The organism is Paracoccus cavernae (assembly GCF_042430175.1).
In the GTDB taxonomy this organism is placed as follows: Bacteria; Pseudomonadota; Alphaproteobacteria; order Rhodobacterales; family Rhodobacteraceae; genus Paracoccus; species Paracoccus cavernae.
Genome location: NZ_JBHMDZ010000047.1, coordinates 75622 through 100023, shown reverse-complemented (window position 1 = coordinate 100023; position 24402 = coordinate 75622). Strand labels below are relative to the sequence as shown.

Below are 24402 nucleotides of genomic sequence, written 5' to 3'. Positions count from 1 at the left end.
GGCGAGGGATCGCTTGGCCGTGACGGCCCGACAGAGCGGGCACGGGGACGGGGTTAACCTAGGGTGCCGTTTCTTTTTCGCGCACAAAGAGCGGCGCCGGAAAGCGGAGCGCATTGCCCTGCCCCGATGCCGAGACTAATGATGCATATTGCGGCGCGTTTTGGTCATGACAGGCGATTGTTCCATGGAAATTTTCTGCTTCGGCGATTCCCATTCCCGATATTTCAAGAAAAGCAACATGATGGGTTGGTCGGGGGTGCTGACGCCAAGCTCGCCGAAAATCACGGCTTTCGATTATGTCGCGGCCTCGGCCAAGGGCTTCGCGGCGGGCGAGAAATCCCGTTTCGCCTACAAGAAATTCATGCGCGATGTCACTGAAAAGGCACCGGATTTCATCTGCCTCGCCTATGGGCAGGTCGATGCCGAGGTCGGCTATTACTACCGCAAATATGTCGCCGGTTCGACCGCCTCGCCCGAGGCCGACCTCTCGGCCGTCTACGAGGCCTATGTCGCGATGGCCGGACAGGTGTTGCCGGGCCGCAAGCTGGTTTTCAAGGGGCTCAACCCCTCGACCCTGCGCAACGAGACCCAGCTGGTGACCTATGCCTATCGCCGCCTCACCGCGCGGATGACCGACGAAGGCGAGCGTCAGGCGCTGGCCGATGTGCTCGCGAATGCCGGTCTGACGGTTGCGGCCCATGCCGGCATCAACCGGATGGCCAACGAGATTCTGGCGCAAAAGGCGCGCGCGGCGGGACACGGCTTTTTCGATATCCGCGATACGGCGGGCGATCCCGCGCATCAGGGCCTTGCCGCGTGGTGCTATGTCCCCGCCGAAAGCGACGTCCATCTCACCGATTGTTTCGAGATCCGCGCAGCCTACCAGACCAAGCTTTTCGCGGCTTTCGATGCGCTCTATGGCCGCTCGAAGGCCGATTGAGCGCGGGGAGCTGGGGCTTTCACCCCGCGCGGTTTCGGAGTGGAGCGAAACGCCCGTGAACCTGCCATCGAGGGAGCAAGGGGAATGGCCGCAAACGCGGCCTTTCCCGGCGCCGGAGGTGGTTGGCGGGCCGATGCCTTCCCTTTGACTGCACCGGAACGGAGCGGTTTCGGGAAAGCATCGGGCGCGGGAATCCGGCCTTGATCAGGGATGGTGCGGGCCGGTCCCTCTGGATGGGAAGGGCCGCCCCGAGCCGTCACCCAGCCTGTCCGCGCAGCACGGCATTGAGCGCATTGGCGACGATCTCGGCCTCACCGTCATGGAGGTTGCAGGGGTCGAGATAGAAATGCCCGCGGCTCGCCTCATGCCCGCGAACGATAATCGGCGGATCGTTTGCCGCCAGAATCTTCGCGAGCCCTTCCGCCGTATGGCCGCTGCCGGTGCCGACGCGGATTTCCAGCCGGTCAAGGGGATTGTCCGTAGGGTCGGGAACGATCTGTGCCTGAATGCCGGGCAGACCGGCAAGAGCATCCGACCACAATTGCAAAGCTGCCCGCTCTCTCGCGCGGACCGCGTCGCCGTCGCGCCGCTCCCATGCTTCGAGCGCTGCGATCACGCCGGCAATGGTCTCTTTGCCGACCTTCATGGCGCGCCCGATGCCGCGGTTTTGCAGATAGGCCGCGCGAACGAGGTCCCTGCGGCCGGCGACGATGCCGCTCGTCGGGCCGGACAGGAATTTGTGGCCCGAATAAACCACGATGTCTGCCCCCTCGCTCAGGAAGCGGCGGAGGTCGTATTCCGATGCGGCATCCACAATCACCGGAATGTCGTGCGCGTGGCAGATGCGCGCGAATTCGGTCAGGGGCAGCATGCCGTATTGCACGGTGTGGTGGCTGACGACGTAGAGCGCCGCTGCCGTCCGTTCGGTAATCGCGTTCTCGACATGATAGGGCTGGACCGAGCTCACGGTCCCCGCATGGACGACCTTGCCCCCCGCAAGCCGGACGGACTGGCCGATCGGCGCGCCATAGTTCACGTCATGCCCCATCTGGAGAATGACCTCGTTCGGGCGCCCTCCCGTGTCGTCGGGCAGGCGCTCCACCGCGAGCAGATCGTCGCCGGTGATCGTGGCCGCAACCGTCAGGCTGATGCCCGCCGCGCAGCATGCCGTGACGAAGCCGGATTCGCTTCCTGTCAGGCGCGCGATCGTCTCGGCGCTTCGCGCCTGAAGGGCATCCATCTCGATCCATTCGGGCGCGATCTCGGCCATGGCGGCGATCGCGTCTTTCTGCATGATCGACGCACCGAGCGCGGTCATCGTGCCGGATACGTTGATGATGGGCCTCAGACCTAGCCGCTGGCGGATATCCTCGTTATGTCCGGTCTGGGATCCGGTGATCGAGAACTGCGCCGGGTTTGACGTTGACATGGGGTCGTGTTCCTTTATTGTGGAATGACTGACATTAAGAGGTAGGCATGACCGAAGGGCAACTGCGCAAGAGAACCAGCGGAATCGACAGAACACTGCAGATGCTGGACATTCTGGCCGACAAGCAGGTGCCGATGACGGTGTATGAATTGGCGAAGTCCGCGGGAGCGCCTGCCTCGACGATCTATCGGCTGGTCGACGAACTGGTCGAGCGCGACATGCTGAGCCGGCGCGAGGGCAATGTCGTTTGGCTCGGCCCGCGCCTCATGCGTTACGGCATGGTCTACCGCGGCCATGTCGATGCGATTGCCCTTGCGGAACAGGTGATGGGGAAGCTTGCACGGCAAACCGGCGAGACGGTCCAGATCTGCACCAACGACGACGACATGATGCTGGTCGTGGCAATGGCCGGCGGCGAGGGGCATTTCCGCATCTCGTCCGAGGTGGGAACCCGCGTCCCGCTGAACTGGACCGCATCCGGCAGGCTGCTGTTGGGCCATCTTTCCGAGCCGGAGCGCATCGCGCGCTTTGCACGGCTTGCACAACCTTCCCGCACTGGGCTGGCCGAGACCGATCCCAAGGTTCTTTCGGATCAGGCAGCGGCGGATTTCGCCGCAAGGCTCGCGGTTCAATTGAACGCGTCGGAATTTTCGGTCGCCTGTATCGCGGCGCCGATCCGCGATGCGAAAGGGGTCTGCATCGCCACGATCTCGATCGTGACGGCGGATCGCCAGGTCGAGATGCGCGGCGACGAACTGGCCGCTGCCGTTCAGGCCGCCGCGCTCGAGGTCGAGAATGCCGTCGGGCACTAGCCGCATCAGCTTGGCCTGATCTCGAAAATCGCCTCGATCTCGACCGTGATGTTGTTCGGCAGCGAGGCAACCCCGAAGGCCGAACGCGCGTGTTGGCCTGCGCTCCCGAATACTTCCGCCATCAGATCCGACGCGCCGTCGATGACGAACGGGTGCCGGAGAAATTCCGGCGTCGCGTTCACGAGGCCCAACAGTTTGACCACCGACTTGACGCGATCGAGAGAGCCGAGTTCGGCGCGCAGAGCGGCAAGAATGTTCAAACCGACCAGCCGCGCGTGCTCGCGCGCGACTTCGGCGGTGACGTCATCTCCCACTTTCCCGCATTTGAGCGACCCGTCGAATTCGATTGGCCCCTGACCGGAGACATAGGCCAGCTCGCGGTGGAGCCGGACGTTGACGAAAGCGCCGATCGGCTTTGGCGGATGGTCGGGCAGCGCGATTGCCGCTGCTGCCAGCTTGTCTTCGGGCGAGGTGTTCGGGTTGACGGTGCTGTCGTGACCAGTCGGTTCAAGTTCCGGTCGCATCATCGGCCGTTTCCTTCGATATGGATGCAATGGGCGACATGGCCCGCGCCAAGCGCTACTGCCGGAGGAAGGGCAGCAGCGCATTCCTGGGTGGCTTTGGGGCAGCGCGTTCTGAACACGCAGCCCGACGGAGGGGAGAGCGGGCTGGGAATCTGCCCCGCGAGGATCTCGCGCTTGCGTGCAGCATGGGGATCGGGGACCGGCACGGCCGACAGCAGCGCCTTGGTATAGGGATGGGCGGGCGCGCGGTGCACGACCTGCGCAGGCCCGCTTTCGACGATCCGGCCAAGATACATGACCGCAACCTGATCGCACAGGTAGTCGACGACCGACAGATCATGCGCGATGAAGAGCATGGTCAGGCCGCGTCCCTCCCGCAGATCCAGCAGCAGGTTCAGGATCTGCGCCTGAACCGACACATCGAGCGCCGAAACGGATTCGTCGGCGACGATGAATTCGGGATCGAGTGCCAGCGCACGCGCGATGCCGATGCGCTGCCTTTGTCCGCCCGAAAACTCGTGCGGGAACCGGCTGATGCAATCGGCCGAGAGGCCGACCTCTTCCAGCAGCGCGGCGACGCGGTCGCGCCGCTCGGCCGCATTGCCGACCCGATGGGCGACCAGACCCTCCGCGATGATTTCCCCGACCTTCAGACGGGGGTTCAACGAGGACACGGGGTCCTGAAACACGATCTGCATGCGGCGCCGCATCGCGGTCAGTTCGCGCTGCGGGATCGCGGTGATATCCTTCCCGTCAAAGAGGATTTCCCCCGAGGTCGGCTCGATCAGGCGCAGGACGGTCCGTCCGAGCGTGGTCTTTCCCGAACCGCTTTCGCCGACCAGTCCCACGATCGAACCACGGGCGATGTCGAGATCGATCGACTCGACGGCGTGAACCGTGCCGCGCGGGCTGTCGAAGCGCTTGCTCAGCGAGCGGATGCGGACAAGGGGAGTTCCGTCTTGGTCAAACATGGACCGTCCCTTCCGTTGTGAAGGCGGGTTCTCCCGCGCGCAGGCATGCTACGAGTTGGCGCGGATGCATCGGCGCGAGCGGCACGGGGCCCGAGCACGGCCCTATCGCCAGCGGGCAGCGCGGCCGGAACGCGCATCCCGACGGGATCGCGTAAAGCGGCGGAACGCTGCCGGGAATGGCGCGGAGCCGCTCGCCTGCCGTCCGGTCCGGACGCGGGATCGATGCCAGCAAGCCCTGTGTATAGGGATGGCCGGTGTGGTCGAACATGCGGTCCACATCGGCCTGTTCGACGACCCCGCCCGCATACATGACGGCAACCTCGTCGGCCATCTCGGCAACCACGCCCATATCATGCGTGATGAACAGGATCGACATTCCGAGCTCGCGCTGAAGGCGGCGCATGAGGTCGAGGATCTGGGCCTGAACCGTCACGTCGAGCGCAGTCGTCGGCTCGTCCGCGATGAGGAGTTGCGGGGCGCAGACCAAAGCCATCGCGATCATCACGCGCTGGCGCATGCCGCCCGACAGCTCGTGGGGATAGGCGTCGACGCGGCTCGAGGCCCCCGGGATCTCGACCATTTCAAGCATCTCGATCACGCGGGCACGTCTGGCGCGGCTATCGAGATTGCTATGCAGCAACAGCATCTCGCCGATCTGGTCGCCGATCGTGAACAGCGGGTTCATCGACGACATCGGCTCCTGAAAGATCATCGAGATCTCGCTGCCGCGGATCCTGCGCATTCCCGACGCGCGAAGGTCCGCCAGATCGCTGACGGAGCCGTCGCGGTTGCGATAGTTGATCCGGCCGCCCAGTATCCGGCCTCCCTTGGGCAGAAGCCCCAAAATCGACAGGGAGGTGACCGATTTTCCCGATCCGCTTTCGCCCACCAGAGCAAGCGTCTTGCCGCGTTCGATGCTGAAGCTGACATCCCGCAGAGCAGTGATCGACCGCGCGCCGGATCCGAAACCGACGCGCAGGCTCTCGACGCTCAGGATGCGCGGCGCGCTCATCTGGGCGCCCCGATCCGCCGCGCGGCCGCCTGCACATCGGCGCCAATGATCGTCATGCGCGGTTCGAGCACCTTTTCGAGACGCAGCACGCCGCCGTCGCTGTCGGTCGCGATCATGTCGCAGTCGGCGAGATCGAAGACGGTAAAATCCGCCCGCCGCCCCGCCGCCATCCCGTCGGGGCCGCCGAGCCCGATAATGCTGCGGGGGTTGGTCGTGATCGCGGTCACCGCATCCTCGAGCCCCAGACCGACCGCCAGAAGCTTGGAGGCGGTGGTCGCCAGATCATGCACGGGGCCCGCGATATTGCGCAGGTGGAGGTCGGTCGAAATCGACCACGGCTTGAACCCTTCCGAGATCGCGCGACGGGCGACGTCGAAATCGAAGGAGGCGGCACCATGTCCGATATCCATCCTGACGCCGCTGTCCGACAGCTGCCGCGCCTGTGCCCACAAAGCCGGTGTGTCCCTGATCGAGCCCGCCCGCTTGCCGTTGAAGCAATGGGTCACGATATCGCCGGGCGTCAGGATATCGAAAACCTCGTCGATCAGCGGCGGCGGCTCTCCGACGTGGACCATCAGCGGCAGCTCACACATCTCGGCGATGCGTTTGGCGATCTTTGCGGGCGTGATGCCCCAGCTGCCGACGATGACACCGCTGGCGCGCACCTTGATCCCGCAGATCACGTCACGGTTGGCCTCGATCACCGCAAGGGTGCGGTCGATGTCGATCGAGCGCATGTCGATCAATTCCGGAACACGGTTGCAGGCAACCAGCCCGATCGAACCGATGTTGAGGAATGCGCGCACCGTCTCGGCGGCGGGGTCGATGACATATTCCCGCAGCCCGTGGAAATTGGCCTCGCCCGCCGAGCCGGCATCGGCCATCGATGTCACCCCCGTTGCCCGCCCCGCTTCGGAAGCGCGCACGGAAATGTCGGTGCCGCCGTGCCAGACGTGGACATGCAGGTCGCTCCAGCCCGCCGAAAGATAGGCTCCGCCGCAATCGACGGGCACGGCGCCTTCGGCAGCCTCGTCGCGGATCATGCCGTCCGGCCCGATATGGATCACGTCGACCGGATCGTTGAAGCCGACGGGGCGGAAGTTTTTAAGCGTCAGGGACATATCAGGCCTCTTTGGCAAGTCGGGGGTCCAGAGCATCGCGCAAACCGTCGCCGATCATCTGAAGACTGAGGACGGCGAGAGAGATCGCCAATCCGGGAAAAACAATGAGATAGAACGCCTGGTCGAGCGTCTGCCGGCCCTCGTTGATCATCGTGCCCCAGGTCGGGACGGAGGGGTTGACCCCGACGCCGAGGAACGAAAGTCCGGCCTCCGCCAGCATCGAATAGGCAAAGATGAAGGTCGCCTGCACGACAACGGGAGACACGATGTTGCGCAGGATGTGCTGGCGCATGATCGTCACGGTGGACGAGCCGAGGGCGCGTGCCGCTTCGACAAAGGGCAGCTCGCGGATTACCAGGGTCGCCGCCCGCACGATCCGCGCGATCCGCGGCGTATAGACGATCGAAAGCGCGATGATGACGTTGCTGACCGAGCCGCCGAAGATGGCGACCAGCGAGATCGCGAGCAGAATGTCGGGAAAGGCCATCATCGCGTCGATCAGCCGCGATATCGGCGCGTCCAATGCCCTGAAATAGCCGCCGAGCATGCCGAGAACGATGCCTGCCGCTGTGGCCAGAACCGCGACACCGACCCCGATGGTGAGCGAGACGCGTCCCGCAAACAGGATCCGCGACAGGACGTCTCGCCCGAAGGCATCGGTGCCCATCAGATGTTCGGAGCCGGGGGGGATAAGCCTTGCCCGCACCGACATGCGCGCCGGATCCGCCGGAGCCAGCTGGGATGCGAAAACCGCAGACAGCAGGATCAGCACAAAGACGGCGAGCGCGATCAGGACCGCCGGCCGACGGGCCATCGTCCGCCACAGGCCGGGGTTCTCGAAAACGCGGGTTCCGGAAGCTGCCATTTCTCAGTACCTCACGCGCTTGTCGATCAGCAGATAAAGCAGGTCCACTGCGAGGTTGATCAGGATATAAAGCGTGGCCACAACGACCAGAGTGCCCTGGATCACGGGATAATCGCGGCGCTCGACGGCGCTGACGACCAAATTCCCCATGCCGGGAATGTTGAAGACGCGCTCCGTCACCACCGCCCCCGAGACCAGCATCGCGAAGGTCAGGCCGATGACCGTCACGACAGGGATTGCCGCATTCTTCAGCGCGTGGCGGAGCAGAACGCGCCTCTCGCCCATGCCTTTCGAGCGCGCGGTGCGGATGTAATCCTCGCCGAGAACATCGAGCATCGAGGCCCGCGTGAACCGCAGGATCAGCGCCGAGTTCACAATCCCCAGCACGATCGAGGGCAGCAGCAGATGCCAGATGCGCTCGTCAAATGTGGCGCCGGGTCCGCCGTATCCGGCTGCCGGAAACCACCCCAGTTCGGTGGCGAAATAGCGCTGGAACATCAGTCCGGTCCAGAACGAGGGGATCGAGGCTGCCAACATCGCTGTCGATATGCTCGCCTGATCGAAGAACGAGCCGCGGCGATAGGCCGACCAAACGCCGATAGGCAGCGCGATCACCAGCGCGATGAGCAACGACATCAGCGCCAAAAGCACGGTCGGCTCGGCCCTTTCGGCAAGGACGCTGGTGACCGGACGGCTGAAGTAGAGCGACTGGCCGAGATCGCCGCGAAGGGCGCGCGACATATAGGCCAGATATTGTTCGGCGATCGAGCGGTCGAGGCCGAGGCGTTCGCGCAAGGCCGCCGCATCGGCAGGCGTCGCGTCCGGCCCCAGCATCAAGGCGGCAGGGTCACCGGGCGCGAGCCTGACGATCACGAAAGAGATCGTCAGGACGAGCAGGACAACGACGATCAGCCCGCCGAAACGCTTGAGGATATAACGGGACACGAACGCCTCCTACCCGATCACGCGGTCACTCTTTCGACGCATTCCAGAAATACGGCCAAGGCGACGGATCGACCCCGTTCAGAGCCTTCGACTTGCCCAGAACCGCATTGAAGTTGCCGATCTTGATGAAGCCGACATCCGCGAGATTGGCGCCCTGAAGCTGCCCGAACAGCTCGACGCGTTTCGCCTGATCGGTTTCGGCCAGAAAGGCCTCGGCGATCTTGTCCTTTTCGGGCTCGCTCCAGCCGAGGCGGGATGTCGTGAAATACATGTCCGTCAGGGCGGGCTCGGGCAGGAAAGGCGAATGCGAAATGTAGATGTCCCACAGGGCGGGATTGTTGCGCTGCTCTCCCAGTGTCGCCCAATCGACAACGTCCAGCTGAACCTTGAGGCCGGCCGCCTCCAGCGCCATTTTCGCGACTTCGGCCATCTTGTAGTGGAACTCGTACTGGCGCGACGTGAGAATGCGCAGCGGCGTGCCGTCATAGCCTGCCGCGGACAGCGCCTCGGCCGCTTTGGCGGGATCGTTCACGTTGTAGAGCTCGATCCCGTTCTCGACCCGCCACGGCCAGCCTTCGGGATACATCGCACCATCGGTCTTGAAGAACTTGTCGTCCCCGAAGGCCGCGAACATCATGTCGTCCATCGGCAGAGCCATCTGCACGGCCTGCCGGATGCCCGGATTGGTCATCAATCCCTCTTTGTGGTTCACGGCAAAGACGGGCCAGCCAAAGCCTTCGAGCATCATCGGCTCCGCCGTGCTGCTTGCCGACACGCGGTCGAAAGACTCGGCGGGCAGGCTGTCGGCAAAGTCGAACTGGCCCGAAAGCAAGCCCTCGACCCGCGTGTTGGGATCCGGAGTGGGAATGAAGCGGATCTCGTCGGGCACCTGCCCGCGCTTTCCGGCACCGCCGTTTGTCGGCTCTTCGCGCGGTTTGAAACCGTCGAACCGGACGAGTTGGAGATATTGATCCGGAACCCGCTCGCCGACCTGATAGGGGCCTGTTCCGACGACTTTCTCCAGCTGGTCCGCCTGGTTCTCGGACGGATAGATCGCCGCTGCGGAGTTCGAGAAGGCCAGCAGCGACAAGAGCGGCGCATAGGGCGTGGAAAGCGTGATCTGGACGGTATCCGGACCGACGGCCTTGATTTCCGCGATCTTGTCCGCCGCGCCTTTGCCGCGCGTGGCGAGCTTGAGCCAACGGTTCAACGAGGAAACCACGTCCTCGGGATCGAGCGCCGAACCGTCGTGGAATGTCACATCCGTCCGAAGCGGAATATCATAGACCAGACCATCCGGCGATATGCTAGGCATGTCCTTGGCCAGAAGAGGCGCGACATTCCATTGCGAATCAAAGGTATAGAGCGTCTCGACAACGTGTTGGGTAACAATGCTGACGACATCCTTGGTCGAGACAACCGGATCAAGGGTATCAGGCTCGCCCACAATGGCGACATTCACGACGCCGGCAGCCAAAGCCGGCGGCACCATAAGCATAGATGCGGCCGTAGCCAGGAAGAAGGATCGGGGAAAGGACAACGCAACCTCCACTATTATGGCATATCTCCCATTATTACGTCATTCGGAAGATCGTCTGTCAAGCGTTTCGTCTGTGAGGGGATTTCGCTTTCGTCACGGGGAGTCGGGTCACGGGTGGGGAAGCGGGAGTTTCTGCCGGAGTCGCGGCCGAGAGGCGCGGGCGCTTCGCGCCACGAGCCGAGAGCCCGAAGAGGCGGGAAATCGCGTCCCTGTCCGAGCGTTTCATGGCATTGTCGTCCAAGCGGAGAATGCGCCGCTCGGGCGCGCGAAGCGCTCGGGGCGTCGCGGCAAGGGGTCTCGGACGATGGCCGGAGCGTTTTGGCCGGAAAGCGCGGCGATCAGCCTCTTTCTGCCACGGCCTGCGCTTGCGTGTCGCGCGACGACATGACGACAAAAGCCATGCGGGGGTGAATCGCGCGGCACCGCCTGCGCATTCAGACATGCGGGCTCCATCGGAGCAGACTTAGGGATTTCGACGCGTCAGAGCGTGGCGCGCCTGCTCCGCGCCGCGGCCACGGCCCGCGGAATGGATCACGTCACCATTTCGTCTTGGCTTGCGGCCGCATCTGCAGCCGCTCCCAGAAATCATCCGAGCGGCTTTCGAAGGTTGCGCCGCCGCGGCCGTCGCTTTGGTAAAAGCTGCCGCGCGGGATGCCCGGCGTGTAATCCTGCTCGACCCAGCCGCGCGCATCGTCATGGGGGAAAAGATAGCCCTCGTGACCCAGCTTTGCCGCGCCTTTGTAATGGGTGTCGCGCAGATAAAGCGGCACATTCAGCGGCGCCTCGGAGGTGACATAGCCCATCGCCAATGCGATCCCGCGATGGGCCGCGTTCGATTTGGGCGCGCGCGCCACATGCAAAGCCGCATGGGCAAGGATGATCTGGGCCTCGGGATAGCCGATTTTCTCGACCGCATGCAGCGCGGCAACGGCGGTTTGCAGCGCGCTATTATCGGCAAGGCCCACATCTTCCGAGGCATGGATCATGATCCGGCGCGCGATATAGCGCGGATCCTCGCCCGCATGGATCATGCGCGCCAGCCAGTAAAGCGTGCCGTCGGGGTCAGATCCGCGCATGGATTTCACGAAGGCCGAGGTGATGTCGTAATGGGCGTCGCCCGATCTGTCATGATTGACCGGGGCGGCGGCAAAGGCCTCGTCCATCATCGCGTCGGTGATCTCGACCTCATTCGGACCGCGCCCGACGGCCAGCCCTTCAAGCGTGGTCAGCGCACGGCGCACATCCCCGCCCGAGCGGCCCGCCAGCGTCTTGATCTGCGCATCCGACATGCTGACGGGCGCGCCTTCGCGGACAAGCTGCGCGATGCCGCGCCGGACCAGCTGCTCCATATCCGCGATGGCCACGGGTTCCAGCTTCAGGATGGTCGAGCGCGAGACCAGCGCCGGCGGCAGCGTATGATAGGGGTTGCCGGTCGTCGCCCCCATGAAATCGGCGACCCCGTTTTCGCAGATCGACAGCAGGTCGTCGGCTTGCGTGGCGGAAAAGCGGTGAACCTCGTCGACGAAGATGAGCAAGGGCTTCATGCGGGCCTCGTCGGCCAGTTTGCGCAGATCCGCGACACCGGCCCGCGTGGCATGAAGCTGGCGGAACTCCTTGCCGATCATCGCGCCGACCGCCTGCGCAATCGAGGTCTTGCCGACACCCGGCGGGCCGTAGAGAATGATGCTGCCCAAGGCTTTTGCCTTGATCCGGCGCCGCAGCGTCGAGCCTTCGGCGGTAATGGCGTGCTGGCCGACAATCTCGTCCAGCGTGCGCGGGCGCATCCGTGCCGCAAGCGGCTGCTCGGAAAGCGGCTCGGCTTTGTCAAAAAGATCCATGCGGGCGCACCTCGGGGTCAGGACAATGCAAGGCGCCGGATCGCGACGCCGCCTTGCGGCAGGTTGGGAAAAGGTCGGGATGGGGTGTCCCTACCGGCCGAATGCCGACTTAGGATGAGGGCCCGCCGAATGTCAAAGCCGCTCGGTGAATTGGCGGCGCGCGCGGCGCCAGGTTCAGGCGGGACGCGCGACGCCTCTGGGCTCGGAGAGGCGGGTTTCGCGCAATTCGCCCAATTCCTCCATGATCGGATAGGCCACCGAAGCGAGATGCGCGTTGATCCGTTTGAGATCGCGCAGCAGGTCCAGATGAATCGCGCTGGTTTCGATGGCCTGCGCCCGCCCCTCGCGCACCCGCTCCAGATGGCGCGCGGCGGATTGCGCTTCGAGTTTGCGGCTCCCGAGCTTCCGGTCGATCAGACGCCGTGCGAGCAGCGGATCGCGCGACAGGAAAATCGCCTGCGCCAGCTCGAGGTTCTCGCGCGTATGGTCAAAAAACTCCGTCAGCTCGGCCAGCCCTTCATCCGAAAAGCTGAGGTTTTTGCGCGCCCTTTTGGCCGCAATCCCCGCAAGGCCGCGATTGACGGTATCGCCGACATGCTCGAGGTTGATCGCATAGGACATGATGTCTTGTGCCCGCCGTTCCTCCTGCGCGGTAAGCGCACCTCGATTCAATCGGGCGACATAAAGCTTGATCGCCTCGTGAAGCCCGTCCACCTCCTGCTCCAGCCCCGCAATCGCCGCAATCGCGGCCTCCTCGCCGGTGGTCAGGACATCGCGCGCCCGACCGAGCATCGCGCCGGTGACATCGCCGAGCCGCAACGCCTCGCGCGCGGCAACCGCCAGCGCCATTTCCGGCATGCCGAGCAGGCTGTCGTCGAGATAGCTCTGTGCGGTGCGGTCCTCGGTCCGCGGGGTCGGCAGCAGACGCGCGGCCAGCTGGCCGACCCCGTCCAGAACCGGAAGAAAGACCAGCAACAGCGTCAGATTGAACGACAGATGCGCGAGGACCACGAAATTCGCCGGATCCTGCGCGACCTGCGAAACTGCGCGCGCCAGCGGGTCCGCGGCGATCACGACGACCAGCGCGCCGCTGGCCCGCACCACGAGATTGGCGAGCGTGAGCCGCCTTGCGGCGATCCCCTCGCCCTGAACCGCCAGAAAAGGCGGCACCGCGCCGCCAAGATTGGCACCGGCGACCAGCGTCAATGCGAGCTCCGGCCCGACGACGCCTGCCGCGGCGAGCATCATCACCAACACCACGACCGCGAGGCTCGACGAGCCGAGCATCGCCAGCAGAGCCGCCACGATCGCCGCGATCACCGGCGCATCGGCCAGCGCCGAAAGCACCATCGCGACCGTGGGCGCGGCCCGCAGCGGCGCCGTCACCGCGCCGAGAAGTTGAAGCGCCAGCAGCATCAACCCCAGCCCCAACACGGCGCGCCCGATCGCGCGGGACCTCTCGGCCCCGCCGCCCTTGGAGAGCCAAACACCCAGAAAGATCAGCGCGCTCCCGAGCCAATGCAGGTCGCTCGACAAGACCACCGTCACCACCGCCGTGCCGAGGTTCGCGCCAAGCATCATCGCTTGCGCCATGCGCGGCCGCACGAGATCGCGCGCGGTGAAAGAGGCGATCAGCACGGCGGTCGCTGTGCTCGACTGCAGTCCAAGCGTCGCCACGAAGCCCCAGAATGCGGCGCTGACGCGGTTGCGCGTGCCCCGCGCCAGCCATTGCCGCAGCTGCGTGCCAAAGGCCGCGAGCACGCCGGTCTTGATGAGATCAAGCCCCCAGAGCAGCAGCGCCACCGCGCCGAGCAGGTCGATAAGCTGAATTGTCGAGGCCACGCCACACCCCCTGCCCGCCGGCAACTTCGTCCGGTTGGGATCCATCGTGGCAGCTGTTGCACAGCAGTGCAAGAATTTCGTATGACTGCGGCAATCTCCCTGCGGAGCTATTGCGGTCTCTTGTCACGGAACTGTCGAAAATCTAAGCGATAGCAGGGAATAATCGCTCCGGACCACATCCGAAAGGATGTTTTTCTTGTCGCGGTTTTTGTGCAAGATAGGGGTGAAACCTTGGGGACGGATGGGCCGGTGTCGAAAAACAAAAGCAAGCCGAGAAAAGCCTCGGTCAGTGCGAACAAGGTGGCCGAACTCGCGGGGGTGTCGCGCTCGGCGGTGTCGCGCACCTTTACCGACGGTGCCAGCGTCTCGCCCGAGACCCGCGCCAAGGTGCTCGCGGCCGCGGAAAAGCTTGGCTATCACGTCAACCATTTGGCGCGCGGACTGATCCAGCACCGCTCGGGCATCGTCTGCCTGATCGTCTCGGAAATGCAGACCCCTTATCAGGCCGCGCTGGTCGAGACCGCGATCCGCCGCCTGCAGGCCATCGGCAAGGTGGTGATGGTGCTCAATACCGCGGGCCAGCCCGAGAATGTCGCGGCGGCCTTGCGCCAGACGCTGAATTACCGCGCCGATGCGACGGTGGTGATTTCCGGCGGACCGCCCGCCTCGCTGATCGAGACCTGTATCGAGAACGGCCAGCGCGTCATCCTGATCAACCGCAACGAGCCGATCGAGGGCGCGCAATTCGTGATCATGGACAATGAAGGTGCCGCGCGCGAAGCCTGCCTGATGCTGCGCCGCGCCGGATGTTCGCGGCTGGCGCTGGTCAGCTCGACCGCCGGAACGCCCAGCATCGTCGCACGTGAACGTGCCTTTCTCGCGGCCGCCGCAGAGTTCGGCCTGAGCGTGACCGTCAGTCGGAGCGGGCCGACCGGCTACGACACGGGCGCCGAGGCCGCGCGCCATCTGCTCGCGGCTTCGGACCGGCCGGACGGGGTGTTTTGCGCCACCGATCTGCTGGCCTTCGGTTTCATGGATGCGGCGCGGATAGAGTTCCGGATGGCGATCCCCGACGATCTTTGCGTGGTGGGGTTCGACGATATCCCGCAGGCGGGCTGGATCGGCTACAACCTCACGACTTTTCGCCAGCCCTTGACCGAGATCATCGATTACATCGCGGGGATCATAGACGCCGACGAGGCCGATGTCCCGCGCGAAAAATCGCTGCCCGTGCAGATCGTCTGGCGCAAGACGGTGCGGCCCTAGATCCGCGTCACCGTCATCGCGTCCAGATCGATCGCGATATCGCGGTTGGGCAGGCGGTCGAGATAGGCGCGCATGATCCGCAAAAAGCGGGTCACGGGGGCGGCCAAGCCCGCGCATGTTTCGGGGTGCGGCAGATCGCGGGTGATGCGGTCATAAAGCGCCAACCGTTCGGCCGGAATATAGCCCGCCGCCAGATCGGCAGCCTTGCGCAAGCGGTACCAGTCCTCGGCCAACTGGGTCAGCGACAGATCCGGCAGCGCCTCGGGGCGGCCCAGCAGCGCGCCCAGATCGCGCAGATCCCCGCCCGCAAAAAACGCAGCCATCTCTGGCGGCCATTCGCGCGGAATGTAGCGGTCCTGCACCACCGCGCTTAAATGGTGATCCATGAAAGCGCCGTGATTTTCCGCATGGCTGGCGGCAGGAGGCACGCGCCCCGCCCGCGCCGCCTCGGCCTGATAGGCGGCATAGGCCAGATCATGGTCCGGCACTTCGGCCAGATCGAGCGTGCGCAGGGTCAGGCGCGGCCCCTCGCTTTCGATCAGCTTCATCGCGGGCGGAAAGCCCACCGGCGAAGGCGTCGCAAGGTTGAAAAAGGGCTGCGGCCCGTCATGGCGCGAGCAATCATTCACATGAAGATGCCCCGAGAAATGCAGCGGCACGCCGGTCGCGGCGAAGGCCTTTGCCGCGGCTGCGGGTGGGGCGCGGCGCGCAAGGCCGGTGGCGCCAAAGATCGCGACTTCCTCGGCCGAAGCGCCTCCAAGCGGGTCGAGCACCGGATAATGCGAAAAGGAAATCAGCTGCTTGCCCTGCGCCTTGGCGCGCGCGGCAACATCGGCCATCCAGCCGAGCAGATGGGCGCGATGCGCCATGACCGCGCCCCAACCGCCATCGGTCGGGTCGTGATAGGCCTTGGGATCGGCGGGATCGACCAGCCCATTGCGCGGCGCGCAGACATTGGCGTCCAGCGCGAGAATCCAGATTCCCGCCACGGGTTCGACCAGATAGGAGCTGTCGATCATCTGCACGCGGCTTTGCCCGTCGGGGCTCGCGACAAGATAGGAGCGAGCCGCGAAATCCGGATCTGTTCCGAAGGGCGTTTCCCAATGCAGATCAGAGGGTTCTGGGCGATAACCAAGGTGGGCCATCAGCTTCAGCGCGGGGGCGGTGCCGATAGTCGCGGCATCGGGCGAATGGGCGGAATCCACGACCACCGGCGCGCCATCCGCGGTCAGGAAGGTCTTGATCTGCGGGCGACCGGCCAGCGCGTAGAAATCGTGATTGCCCGGCGTCGCCAGCACGCGCAGGCCGTGGCGCTGTCGGTAATCCGCCAGAATTTTCAGCGCGGCGCGGATATTGGGCTCTTGCCCGTCATCGGTCAGATCGCCGACCAGCAGCACCAGCTTGGCGCCCTCGGCCACCGCGCGCTCAAGCGCGGCGCGAAAGGCCGGAATGCTTTCGTTGAAAACGCGGGTCGAGGCGGCGGTCTCGGCAAAGCTGCGGATCGCTCCGGTCAGGCCCGAATTTTCGGGCTGCCAGCTGCAATCATGGACATGCGGGTCGGCAATGACGGCGATCTTGGTCACGCGAGTGCCGCCTCTGCGCAGTCATGCTCGGGCTCGATCAGCCGCGCCCAAGCCGCGCTGCGCTCGGCGGCGGCAATCAGCATCGGCTTTGGGGTCGAGTCCCATTCATCGGGCCGCAGCTCGCGCTTGACGCGGACATGGGCAATGGCATCGGCCAAAGTCGGGAATTCCTGCGGCAGGTGCAGGTGCAAAAACAACGAGACCAGCGCCACCGAACGCGAGCGTCCGGCGCGGCAGTTCACCAGCACATTGCCGCGTTCGCGCAGCGGATAGCTGGGCTTGTCGGGCAAGATCTGCTCGAGCGCGCCCTTGAGCTGGAAATAACCCGCCAGCATCATCGTATCGGGATTGCCCGGCCCGTCGACGATGCCCAGCTTGTAGTAGCGGATCTGTGCCGGCCCGTATCCCACGCCTGAATCGTGCGATATTTCATCATCTTGCGAGACATAGTTGAAATCAAGATTGACCGCGCAGTTCAAAACCGTGCTGATCCCGTTGGCGCGCAGCAGACCGACATCCGAAGCCCCCTCGCGGCCCCCGACATAAAGATCGACGCCGAAATCGGGCAGGTTTTCGTAGACACGGCTGATCCAGGGGCGGTCATAATGCGGGCTCATGCGATCCTCAGGGATTGGGCTCGGGATTGGCTTTCGGGCAGAAGGTCGCGGCCTGCGAGCAGCGGAATGGTGGTTGCCCGCGACAGGATGTCGGCCACGGCGGGGGTCGCGGCAAGGACGGAGCCGCCCTGCGCCAGCCCGTCGGCGGAGAGGAAGGGGCCGGTCACGCCGCCCGCCTCGCGTACCAGAAGCAGTCCGGCAAGGCAGTCCCAAGGGTTCATGTGCAATTCGGCATAGCCGTCGCTGCGCCCGTCCGCGACATAGGCCAGACCCAGCGCCCCCGAGGCGCCGCGCCGCACATTGCTGCCCGCTTCGAACAATTCGCTTTGCGCCGCGACATAGCTCGCCAGCGGGCGACGGTTCGACCAGCCCATCTCGAAGGAGGTCGCGGTGATGTCGGTGGTTTCCGAGACATGGATCGGCCGACCGTTGCGGGTCGCGCCCTCGCCCAGCCGCGCCAGATAGGTCTCGTCGAGGGCGGGGTTCACGATGCCGCCCAGCTGGACCTCGCCCCCGGCCACGAAAGCGATCGAGATGCAGAAATGGGGAATGGCGCGGGCGAAATTCGCGGTGCCATCGATCGGATCGACCACCCAGACCTGATCGCGCGGCGCGCCGCCGGTTTCCTCGCCCAGAAAGCCGTCCTCGGGGAAGGCCTCGGACAGGCGGGCGCGGATATGCGCTTCGACCGCGCCATCGGTCTCGGTCAGGTAATCTTGCGGCCCCTTCATGCCGACGGGCCGGCCCTCCTGCTGGCGGAATCCGTCGAGGGCGAGGACCCCTGCACTCGCGAGCAGATCCCGCAGGAAGGTCTCGCGTCGGGCCATGTCATCATTCGTGAGCGTCATCAGCAATTCCTCTTCGCCCGCTTCTTCGGCCAAATTGCACAGCCGTGCAAGGGTGGGCGGTGAAATCTTGAAAAAGGCCGGGACATCCCCTGCGGAATGCCCCGGCAGGAGGATCACTTCGAGTAGGACAGCCGCCAGATGTCCTGCCAGTCCTGCCGGCTGTCCCAATCGTCCATGCCGGTCGAGGGGTCATAGGCCAGCACCTCGCCGAGATGCTTGGAGATCCCAGAGGGCTCGTCTGCGGGCAGCTGCACCGTGCGGTTCGACGAGATCTTGCCATCCTCGCCCTGCGGCGCGATGCCTTCGCCGGTCATGGCGTAATGGATGAACAATTTGGCGGCATTGGGGCTGTTGGTCCCTTTGACGATCAGCCCGACGGTCGAGTTCAAAAAGCCGATGAACGGGTCGACGCCGTTACACAGGCCAAGGGTCAGCTTGCCGTCTTCGTTGTCGCGAAACTTGGCGGCGCTGACCAGCCCGACGAAGGGCTCGGTCTGGCCATTGGCGGCAACGGCATCGGCGGCGGCCGAATCCGAATCCGTCAGCAGCGGGCCGTTTGCCGCAAGCGCGGTGACGAAGGCCTCGGTCGCGCTTGGCGCATCGGTTTCCAGCTTTTTGCCGTATTTCGCCTCATAGGCGGCCGCGACCTTGTCGTCGGCATGGCTGCGCATCTGGTTGAACCAATCGGTATAGGAGGGCTTGCCAAGCGGGTCCTGCATCGCCAGCTTGCCCTTCCATTCGGGATCGGTCAGATCCCAAAGGTTCTTGATCGGACATTCCTTGTAAAGCGTGGTGTTATAGGTCAGCACATTGGGGCTGCTGACCACCAAAAGCGGGTTTTGCGCCTTGGGATCGATATCCCCCGCCAGATCCGGTGGCACCCAGCTAGAGGCGAAACCCTCGGGCAGAAGCTGGCCCATCGCGGCGGGCACATCCGAAATCATCACGACATCGCCCTGCACATTGCCCGATTGGGCCTCGCGCACGACGCTTTCCAGCTGCGCGGTCGCCTTGCTTTTCGTGCCGACGGCCTTGACGCCGTATTTCTTGGAAAAGCTTTCGGCCATGTCGACGATCTTGCCGGTGCTGTCGACGACATTGATGCCTTCCTCGGCCTGAGCGGCCTTGATCAGCGCATCAAGGTCGAATTCCTCGGCGAGGACCGGCCCCGAAAAGACGGCCGTCAGAACCGCCAGCGGGATGAGTTTGGTGATGGTCATTGTCGTGTCGTCTCCCTGTTTTGCCCAAGTGATCCGGGCTTGTTAACGTGTGAGGCTGGTGCGCCAGATGTCTTGCCAATCCTGCCTTGCATCCAGATCGTCGCTGGCTTCGGCATTGTTCCAGGCCATCAGCTCGTCCAGATGCGCGCCGATCCCCGAGGCCTCATCGGCAGGCAGGCCGATGCGCGGGTCCGAGGGGACTTTGCCGTCAACGCTTTGCGCGCCGATGCCTTCCTCGGTCAGCAGGTAATGGATGAAAAGCTTCGCGGTATTGGGCGCGGGCGTGCCTTTGGCGATCACGCCGAGACCCGGATAAAGCCAGCCCGCAAAGGGTTTCATCCCCGTGCAAACCGCAAGCTGATAGCCCTTGTCTTCGTTGTCGCGAAACTTCGCGGTCGAGAGCATGCCGAAAAAGGGCCGCTCCTGCCCCGGCGCGCCGATCGCATCCGAGACATGCGCACTATCCGAGACCAGCGGCCCGTTTGCGGCAAAAGCCTTGACCCAGGCCTCGGTCGCGCTGCCCTGCGCAGCGTCAAAGGGCTTGCCGAAATGGTCCTGATAGGCGGCGGCCATTTCCGCGTCATGATCGCGGGCGAGCTGGTTGAACCAATCGGCATAGGCGGGCTTGTCGAGCGGATCCATCAGCGTCACCCGCCCCTTCCAATCAGGATCGGCCAGCTGCCAGACATTGGTGATCGGGCAGCTCTGATGGGCGCCCGAATTATAGGCCCAGACATGGGGGTCGCTGACCACGATCAGCGGATCGCGCGTGCCTTCGCTTAAATGCGGGGCAATATCGTCGGGCACCCAGCTTTCGACGATGCCCTGCCCGATCAGATCGGATGCCACCATCGCCGCATCCGCCGCCAGCGAGACCGAGCCGCTGACATTGCCAGCCTGATGCTCGCGGATCAGCAGATCGAGCTGTCCCGCCTCGTTGACCTTCTTGCCCGAGACTTTCAGCCCGTATTTCTGGCTGAAGGCATCGGCGGTATCGACGATCTTGCCGGTGACGGCATAGACCGTGGTCGGGGGCTCGGATTTCGCGGCCTCGATCAGCGCGTCAAGGTTGAAGCCCTCGGCATGGGTCAGGCCCGCCAGCAGGCTCAGCGGCAGGGCAAGAAGCGTGCTTTTCATCTTTGCATCCATCGGTTCAGGCCTCACGCACGGCGGCGACGCCGGCATCGGCACGCGCCAGCGCCTCGTCGGCGGCGCTCAGGCGGTTGCGGTTGGTGTCGAAAACATGCAGCGCGCTGGGGCGGGCATGCAGCCAGACCTGCTCGCCGCCGCGCCAGCGCGGACATTCGGTGGTGGTCATGAAGATCATGCGGCCCGCGCAATTGATCTCGATGATCCAGCTGCCGCCGGTCGGCAAAACCCCCGTCACCGTGGCCGCGTGATGAAAGCTGCCCGCCGGAACCGCCGCCTCGGTCGAGGCCAGTTTCAGCGCCTCGGGGCGGATCCCGACCGAGCCGAGATCGCCGCGCTCGCCCAGCCTGATCCGCAGCCAATCCTTGGCGCCGCGGTCCAAAGCATGATCCGAGGCCAGCTCGAGAATGTTGATCGGCGGGCTGCCGACGAATTCGGCGACAAAGCGGTTGGCGGGGCGGTCATAAATGTCGTTGGGCGTGCCAAGCTGCTGCAAGGTGCCCTCGTTCATCACCGCGATCGAGGTCGCAAGCGTCATCGCCTCCCATTGGTCATGGGTCACGAAAAGGATGGTGGTGCGGAATTCCTCGTGGATGCGCTTCAGCTCGGCGCGCATTTCCAGCCGCAGCCGCGCATCGAGGTTCGACAGCGGCTCGTCCAGCAAAAGCACGCCCGGATTGACCGCAAGCATCCGCGCCAATGCCACCCGCTGCTGCTGCCCGCCCGACAGCTGCGAGGGGTAACGGTGGCGGTATTTCTCGATATCCAGCGCCTTCATGACGCGCTCGACCCGCTCGATACGCTCGGCTTTGGGGACTTTGCGCAGGCGCAGGCCGAAATCGGTGTTGCGCTCGATGGTCAGATGCGGCCACAGCGCATAGGACTGGAACACCAACCCCATGCCGCGCTTTTCCGGCCCGATAAAGACGCCCTTTTCGGCGCTGTCGACCACGCGCTCGCCGATGCGCAGCTCGCCCCCCGAGAGGTTTTCCAGCCCCGCGACCATGCGCAAAGTCGTGGTCTTGCCACAGCCCGAGGGGCCAAGCAGGCACATGAATTCGCCGTCGCCGATATGAAGATCAAGCGCAGAGACCGCATTGGGCGAGCCCGCGCCATAGGATTTCTGCACATTGCTAAGGATGATGTCCGGCATCAGTTTCCAAGTCCTTCGGCAAGATTGGTGCGGGTCAATTTCTGGGCAAGCAGCGTGCCCGCATAGGCCAGCCCCGCGATGATGAGGACCACCGCATTGGCGGCCTGGGTGTAGTTGTAATCGACGAGGCGCAGCGAAAACGTCGTCAGCACATCCGTCGCCGGAACCGCGAGGATGACGAAAAGGCTGAGCCCCTTGATCCCCGAGATGAAGGGCAGCAGGATGCCCGTCACCAGCGACCCCTTCTGGATCGGGATCACGACCGAGGTCATGCGCCTGAACCAGCCCGCGCCTATGATCTGCGCGGCCTCTTCGGGGTCTTTGCCCAGCTGCATCATCGCCGAGATTCCGGCCCGCGAGGCATAGGGCATCTGATCCGCCATCAGCGCCAGCACAAGGATGGCGGTGGTGCCGTAAAGCGCCGGAACCGGACCGCGCGGCACCGCGAAAAGCGAAAGATAGGCGGCGGCAAAGGCGATGCCCGGCACAAGATAGGGCATGAAGGTGACCTGACGCAGAAAGACCGCCAGCGGGCGAAAGCTGGTGCGGACCACGACATATCCGGTCAGGATGCCCAGAAGCCCCGAGCAGATCGACGCCATGCCGACGATCGAAATCGTATTCCACGCCGCCCGCCACAGATCGGGGCTGAGCAAGATCCCGGTCTTCATCGCGACGGTCGGCAGGTCGCGCCCGATCCAGTAATCCAGCGTGAAATTCGACCATTCAAAGATGCCCGGACGGCGCATGACCGTCGACAGCGCCAGCGTAAAGATCGGCAGGCCGACGCTCAGAATGAACATGGTTCCGGCAAAACCCGTCGCGGGCAGCCGCCATTTCTTCAGCCCCGAGGCGCGGTTCATCGAGCCTTTCGAGCCGACGGTGACAAAGCGGCGCGCCTCGCGGGCAAGCCAGGCATCGATCAGGATCGCAATCATCCCGATCAGCATGATCGCGCCCGCAAGCACACCCGCAACGCCGGTCTGGCGCGAGCCGATCGAGCGGTAAAGCGAGGTCGCCAGCACGTCGAATTTCACAGGCAGGCCGAGGACATAGGGCACGCCGAACTCGCCCAGACATTTGGCGAAGATTAAGACCACGGCCGACAGCAGCGCCGGACGCATCAGCGGCAGGATGACCTGGCGGGCAACCGTTGCCGACGAGGCGCCAAGAATGCGCGCGGAATCCTCGAGCTGGCTGTCGAAGCGGCGCAGCGCCGAGCCGAAAAGCAAGATCACGAAGGGCGTGTAATGCAGCGCCAGAATGACGGTGATCGGAAACTGGCCATAAGCGACCCAATCGGGCGGCGACAAACCGATGGCCTCCAGCCAGCCCTGCTGACCGCCGACGGTGCGGTTCTTGAAGAGCGTCGACCAGGCCAGCGCAAAGGTCCAGGCAGGCAGCATATAGGGCACGATCAACGCGGTGGCGAACCAGCGGCGGCCGAACATATCGGTCCGCGCGATCAGCCAGGCCAGAATCGTGCCGATCACCAGCGACAGCACGATGGCCCCGGCCGCGACTTTCAGCGTGTTCAGCAACGGCACCCAGAACAGATCCTGCGCGACGCGCGAGCTTAGCGCGCGCTCGAGGTAATACAGCGTGAAAGTGCCGCTTTCGGCTTTGATGCGGCGCTCGTCTCCGAATTGGACGGTGACGGAATCCCCCAAGATCGACAGGATCGGGACGATGATCAGGTAAAGAAACAGCACCGCCATCAGGATGGCGATGACCGTGGTCGGATCGCGCATTGCGAGTCTCAGCCGGTAGCGGAGGCGCCCGCCCGCGCCCGTCGCCCCGTCGATGTCGTGATCAAGCGAAGACACGAGCGGCACCCCTCGTCTTCTCTGCGCATGCAGCATCGTCAGCAGAGCTGTGCAATGTCGTCCTCCCCGTCAGGGCGCGGCGTTCCGCACCTCTTGTCTTTCATCCGGATGGACGCGGTCGCGTTCCATCCGCTCCTCAACCAAAAGCTTCCTATGGGGAATGTAGCACGTCAACATTTTTTTGCACAGCTGTGCAAGTGTGGTGCGACGCGCCCTTCGGTTGGCGGGTGTGTAACCGGTCGGGATGTCAAAAAAATGACAACGGGCCAAAAAGATCAAAGGAATGACAGCGGGATGCGCGCGCGTGCAGTTCCGGCTTTCAAGCGGCCGGACTGGGACATGCCCACGTCGGGCGGTCGGCGGGCGGTCGGCGGGCGGGACGGAGTCTGGCGCCAGAACTCAGCGGCGGGCTCTCCACAGTGCGAAGCTGTAGAGCGTGGCATAGATTGCAGTCACCGTCAGCGGCAATGCGATGGTTGCGCGGATTTCGGGCGTGCCCGCAAGGCTGTGAAGCGTCGTCAGGATCAGGACCGAGGTCGCGACCGCGATCACCGGCGGCACGACCAGCCCGGCCGGTCCGGCGACGCGCGCCGAGAGCGTCTCGATCATCCGCTTGAGAAACAGCGTGATGAGGCCCGAGACGAGGCCCTGCACCACCCCCGCAACAAGCGGTTGCGGCATCGGATGCGCGCGATTGGCGAAAGCCGCCCATGAGCCCATCGCCAGAAAGGCAACCGCGACATGGCCAAAGGAGCTGCGCGCAGGCCCGCCGTTCATCTCGGACCGATCGGGAAAAGTGCAGGCGTCGGGCGGTTTCCAGCCAGTTCCCCGCCGGTTCTCGCCAGCTGTTCCAGCGCCATTTCATGCCTCTTGATCCGCTTGCTCCGGAGCCAGTCCAGCA

21 protein-coding genes are annotated in these 24402 nt (G+C 64.4%); 3 read left to right on the top strand and 18 right to left on the bottom strand.

The genetic code is table 11. From position 1 onward, the window contains the following. Nucleotides 1-238 precede the first annotated feature (238 nt). A complete protein-coding gene (locus ACFFUC_RS16470; protein WP_377687954.1) occupies nucleotides 239-940 on the top strand; it encodes a hypothetical protein in 702 nt (233 codons plus the stop codon). Between the two features lie 256 nt (nucleotides 941-1196). Here the strand turns inward: ACFFUC_RS16470 and ACFFUC_RS16465 are convergent, their stop codons facing one another. Continuing rightward, nucleotides 1197-2369 (bottom strand): aminotransferase class V-fold PLP-dependent enzyme, encoded by a 1173-nt coding sequence (locus ACFFUC_RS16465; protein ID WP_377687953.1) that lies wholly within the window; start codon nucleotides 2367-2369, stop codon nucleotides 1197-1199. 47 nt (nucleotides 2370-2416) lie between these two features. Between ACFFUC_RS16465 and ACFFUC_RS16460 the strand changes: the two genes are divergently transcribed. Then, nucleotides 2417-3181, top strand: coding sequence for an IclR family transcriptional regulator (locus ACFFUC_RS16460; RefSeq protein ID WP_377687952.1), 765 nt, complete (start codon nucleotides 2417-2419; stop codon nucleotides 3179-3181). Nucleotides 3182-3186: 5 nt separating this feature from the next. Here the strand turns inward: ACFFUC_RS16460 and ACFFUC_RS16455 are convergent, their stop codons facing one another. The 9 genes from ACFFUC_RS16455 to ACFFUC_RS16415 form a co-directional block, all read right to left on the bottom strand. Beyond that, complete coding sequence (locus ACFFUC_RS16455) at nucleotides 3187-3708, bottom strand: RidA family protein (RefSeq protein WP_377687951.1); 522 nt, start codon at nucleotides 3706-3708, stop codon at nucleotides 3187-3189. Then, complete coding sequence (locus ACFFUC_RS16450) at nucleotides 3705-4676, bottom strand: ABC transporter ATP-binding protein (protein WP_377687949.1); 972 nt, start codon at nucleotides 4674-4676, stop codon at nucleotides 3705-3707. The genes ACFFUC_RS16455 and ACFFUC_RS16450 overlap by 4 nt, the downstream gene beginning before the upstream one ends. Continuing rightward, nucleotides 4669-5688, bottom strand: a complete 1020-nt coding sequence (locus tag ACFFUC_RS16445; protein WP_377687948.1) for an ABC transporter ATP-binding protein — start codon at nucleotides 5686-5688, stop codon at nucleotides 4669-4671. The genes ACFFUC_RS16450 and ACFFUC_RS16445 overlap by 8 nt, the downstream gene beginning before the upstream one ends. Further along, nucleotides 5685-6809 carry an amidohydrolase family protein gene (locus ACFFUC_RS16440; RefSeq protein ID WP_377687947.1) on the bottom strand — a complete coding sequence of 375 codons (1125 nt, stop codon included), beginning with the start codon at nucleotides 6807-6809 and terminating at the stop codon, nucleotides 5685-5687. The genes ACFFUC_RS16445 and ACFFUC_RS16440 overlap by 4 nt, the downstream gene beginning before the upstream one ends. A gap of 1 nt (nucleotide 6810) precedes the next feature. Beyond that, nucleotides 6811-7674, bottom strand: a complete 864-nt coding sequence (locus ACFFUC_RS16435) for an ABC transporter permease (RefSeq protein WP_377687945.1) — start codon at nucleotides 7672-7674, stop codon at nucleotides 6811-6813. A gap of 3 nt (nucleotides 7675-7677) precedes the next feature. Beyond that, on the bottom strand, nucleotides 7678-8619 hold the full coding sequence (locus ACFFUC_RS16430) for an ABC transporter permease (RefSeq protein ID WP_377687944.1): 942 nt from the start codon (nucleotides 8617-8619) through the stop codon (nucleotides 7678-7680). Nucleotides 8620-8644: 25 nt separating this feature from the next. Next, nucleotides 8645-10117 (bottom strand): ABC transporter substrate-binding protein, encoded by a 1473-nt coding sequence (locus tag ACFFUC_RS16425; protein ID WP_377687943.1) that lies wholly within the window; start codon nucleotides 10115-10117, stop codon nucleotides 8645-8647. A 578-nt stretch (nucleotides 10118-10695) separates the two neighbouring features. Beyond that, a complete protein-coding gene (locus ACFFUC_RS16420; RefSeq protein ID WP_377687942.1) occupies nucleotides 10696-11997 on the bottom strand; it encodes a replication-associated recombination protein A in 1302 nt (433 codons plus the stop codon). A gap of 174 nt (nucleotides 11998-12171) precedes the next feature. Further along, nucleotides 12172-13839: a Na/Pi cotransporter family protein gene (locus ACFFUC_RS16415; RefSeq protein WP_377687940.1), complete on the bottom strand. Its 1668-nt coding sequence runs from the start codon at nucleotides 13837-13839 to the stop codon at nucleotides 12172-12174. A 249-nt stretch (nucleotides 13840-14088) separates the two neighbouring features. Between ACFFUC_RS16415 and ACFFUC_RS16410 the strand changes: the two genes are divergently transcribed. Next, on the top strand, nucleotides 14089-15105 hold the full coding sequence (locus ACFFUC_RS16410) for a LacI family DNA-binding transcriptional regulator (RefSeq protein WP_377687939.1): 1017 nt from the start codon (nucleotides 14089-14091) through the stop codon (nucleotides 15103-15105). Here the strand turns inward: ACFFUC_RS16410 and ACFFUC_RS16405 are convergent. The 8 genes from ACFFUC_RS16405 to ACFFUC_RS16370 all read right to left on the bottom strand — a co-directional run bounded on the left by ACFFUC_RS16405 (nucleotide 15102) and on the right by ACFFUC_RS16370 (nucleotide 24278). Then, nucleotides 15102-16688: a metallophosphoesterase family protein gene (locus ACFFUC_RS16405; RefSeq protein ID WP_377687938.1), complete on the bottom strand. Its 1587-nt coding sequence runs from the start codon at nucleotides 16686-16688 to the stop codon at nucleotides 15102-15104. The genes ACFFUC_RS16410 and ACFFUC_RS16405 overlap by 4 nt on opposite strands. Then, on the bottom strand, nucleotides 16685-17305 hold the full coding sequence (locus tag ACFFUC_RS16400; protein WP_377687937.1) for a dual specificity protein phosphatase family protein: 621 nt from the start codon (nucleotides 17303-17305) through the stop codon (nucleotides 16685-16687). The genes ACFFUC_RS16405 and ACFFUC_RS16400 overlap by 4 nt, the downstream gene beginning before the upstream one ends. Continuing rightward, nucleotides 17302-18153, bottom strand: a complete 852-nt coding sequence (locus ACFFUC_RS16395) for an inositol monophosphatase family protein (RefSeq protein ID WP_377687936.1) — start codon at nucleotides 18151-18153, stop codon at nucleotides 17302-17304. The genes ACFFUC_RS16400 and ACFFUC_RS16395 overlap by 4 nt, the downstream gene beginning before the upstream one ends. Before the next feature lie 113 nt (nucleotides 18154-18266). Then, nucleotides 18267-19373: an ABC transporter substrate-binding protein gene (locus ACFFUC_RS16390; RefSeq protein ID WP_377687935.1), complete on the bottom strand. Its 1107-nt coding sequence runs from the start codon at nucleotides 19371-19373 to the stop codon at nucleotides 18267-18269. 42 nt (nucleotides 19374-19415) lie between these two features. Further along, nucleotides 19416-20510 (bottom strand): ABC transporter substrate-binding protein, encoded by a 1095-nt coding sequence (locus ACFFUC_RS16385; protein WP_377687934.1) that lies wholly within the window; start codon nucleotides 20508-20510, stop codon nucleotides 19416-19418. Nucleotides 20511-20526: 16 nt separating this feature from the next. Beyond that, nucleotides 20527-21675 carry an ABC transporter ATP-binding protein gene (locus ACFFUC_RS16380; protein WP_377687933.1) on the bottom strand — a complete coding sequence of 383 codons (1149 nt, stop codon included), beginning with the start codon at nucleotides 21673-21675 and terminating at the stop codon, nucleotides 20527-20529. Continuing rightward, nucleotides 21675-23510, bottom strand: coding sequence for an ABC transporter permease (locus tag ACFFUC_RS16375; RefSeq protein ID WP_377687931.1), 1836 nt, complete (start codon nucleotides 23508-23510; stop codon nucleotides 21675-21677). Before ACFFUC_RS16375 ends, ACFFUC_RS16380 begins: the two co-directional genes overlap by 1 nt. Nucleotides 23511-23900: 390 nt before the next feature. Then, nucleotides 23901-24278, bottom strand: coding sequence for a hypothetical protein (locus tag ACFFUC_RS16370; RefSeq protein WP_377687930.1), 378 nt, complete (start codon nucleotides 24276-24278; stop codon nucleotides 23901-23903). Nucleotides 24279-24402: the final 124 nt, after the last annotated feature.

Excerpts from the sequence above, each read along its gene's own strand:
- ACFFUC_RS16395 (WP_377687936.1), bottom strand. The coding sequence starts at position 18,153 with ATGACGCTCACGAATGATGACATGGCCCGACGCGAGACCTTCCTGCGG.
- ACFFUC_RS16370 (WP_377687930.1), bottom strand. The coding sequence starts at position 24,278 with ATGAACGGCGGGCCTGCGCGCAGCTCCTTTGGCCATGTCGCGGTTGCC.
- ACFFUC_RS16380 (WP_377687933.1), bottom strand. The coding sequence starts at position 21,675 with ATGCCGGACATCATCCTTAGCAATGTGCAGAAATCCTATGGCGCGGGC.
- ACFFUC_RS16460 (WP_377687952.1), top strand. The coding sequence starts at position 2,417 with ATGACCGAAGGGCAACTGCGCAAGAGAACCAGCGGAATCGACAGAACA.
- ACFFUC_RS16420 (WP_377687942.1), bottom strand. The coding sequence starts at position 11,997 with ATGGATCTTTTTGACAAAGCCGAGCCGCTTTCCGAGCAGCCGCTTGCG.
- ACFFUC_RS16425 (WP_377687943.1), bottom strand. The coding sequence starts at position 10,117 with ATGCTTATGGTGCCGCCGGCTTTGGCTGCCGGCGTCGTGAATGTCGCC.
- ACFFUC_RS16465 (WP_377687953.1), bottom strand. The coding sequence starts at position 2,369 with ATGTCAACGTCAAACCCGGCGCAGTTCTCGATCACCGGATCCCAGACC.
- ACFFUC_RS16450 (WP_377687949.1), bottom strand. The coding sequence starts at position 4,676 with ATGTTTGACCAAGACGGAACTCCCCTTGTCCGCATCCGCTCGCTGAGC.
- ACFFUC_RS16440 (WP_377687947.1), bottom strand. The coding sequence starts at position 6,809 with ATGTCCCTGACGCTTAAAAACTTCCGCCCCGTCGGCTTCAACGATCCG.
- ACFFUC_RS16435 (WP_377687945.1), bottom strand. The coding sequence starts at position 7,674 with ATGGCAGCTTCCGGAACCCGCGTTTTCGAGAACCCCGGCCTGTGGCGG.
- ACFFUC_RS16385 (WP_377687934.1), bottom strand. The coding sequence starts at position 20,510 with ATGAAAAGCACGCTTCTTGCCCTGCCGCTGAGCCTGCTGGCGGGCCTG.
- ACFFUC_RS16400 (WP_377687937.1), bottom strand. The coding sequence starts at position 17,305 with ATGAGCCCGCATTATGACCGCCCCTGGATCAGCCGTGTCTACGAAAAC.
- ACFFUC_RS16390 (WP_377687935.1), bottom strand. The coding sequence starts at position 19,373 with ATGACCATCACCAAACTCATCCCGCTGGCGGTTCTGACGGCCGTCTTT.
- ACFFUC_RS16455 (WP_377687951.1), bottom strand. The coding sequence starts at position 3,708 with ATGATGCGACCGGAACTTGAACCGACTGGTCACGACAGCACCGTCAAC.
- ACFFUC_RS16445 (WP_377687948.1), bottom strand. The coding sequence starts at position 5,688 with ATGAGCGCGCCGCGCATCCTGAGCGTCGAGAGCCTGCGCGTCGGTTTC.
- ACFFUC_RS16470 (WP_377687954.1), top strand. The coding sequence starts at position 239 with ATGATGGGTTGGTCGGGGGTGCTGACGCCAAGCTCGCCGAAAATCACG.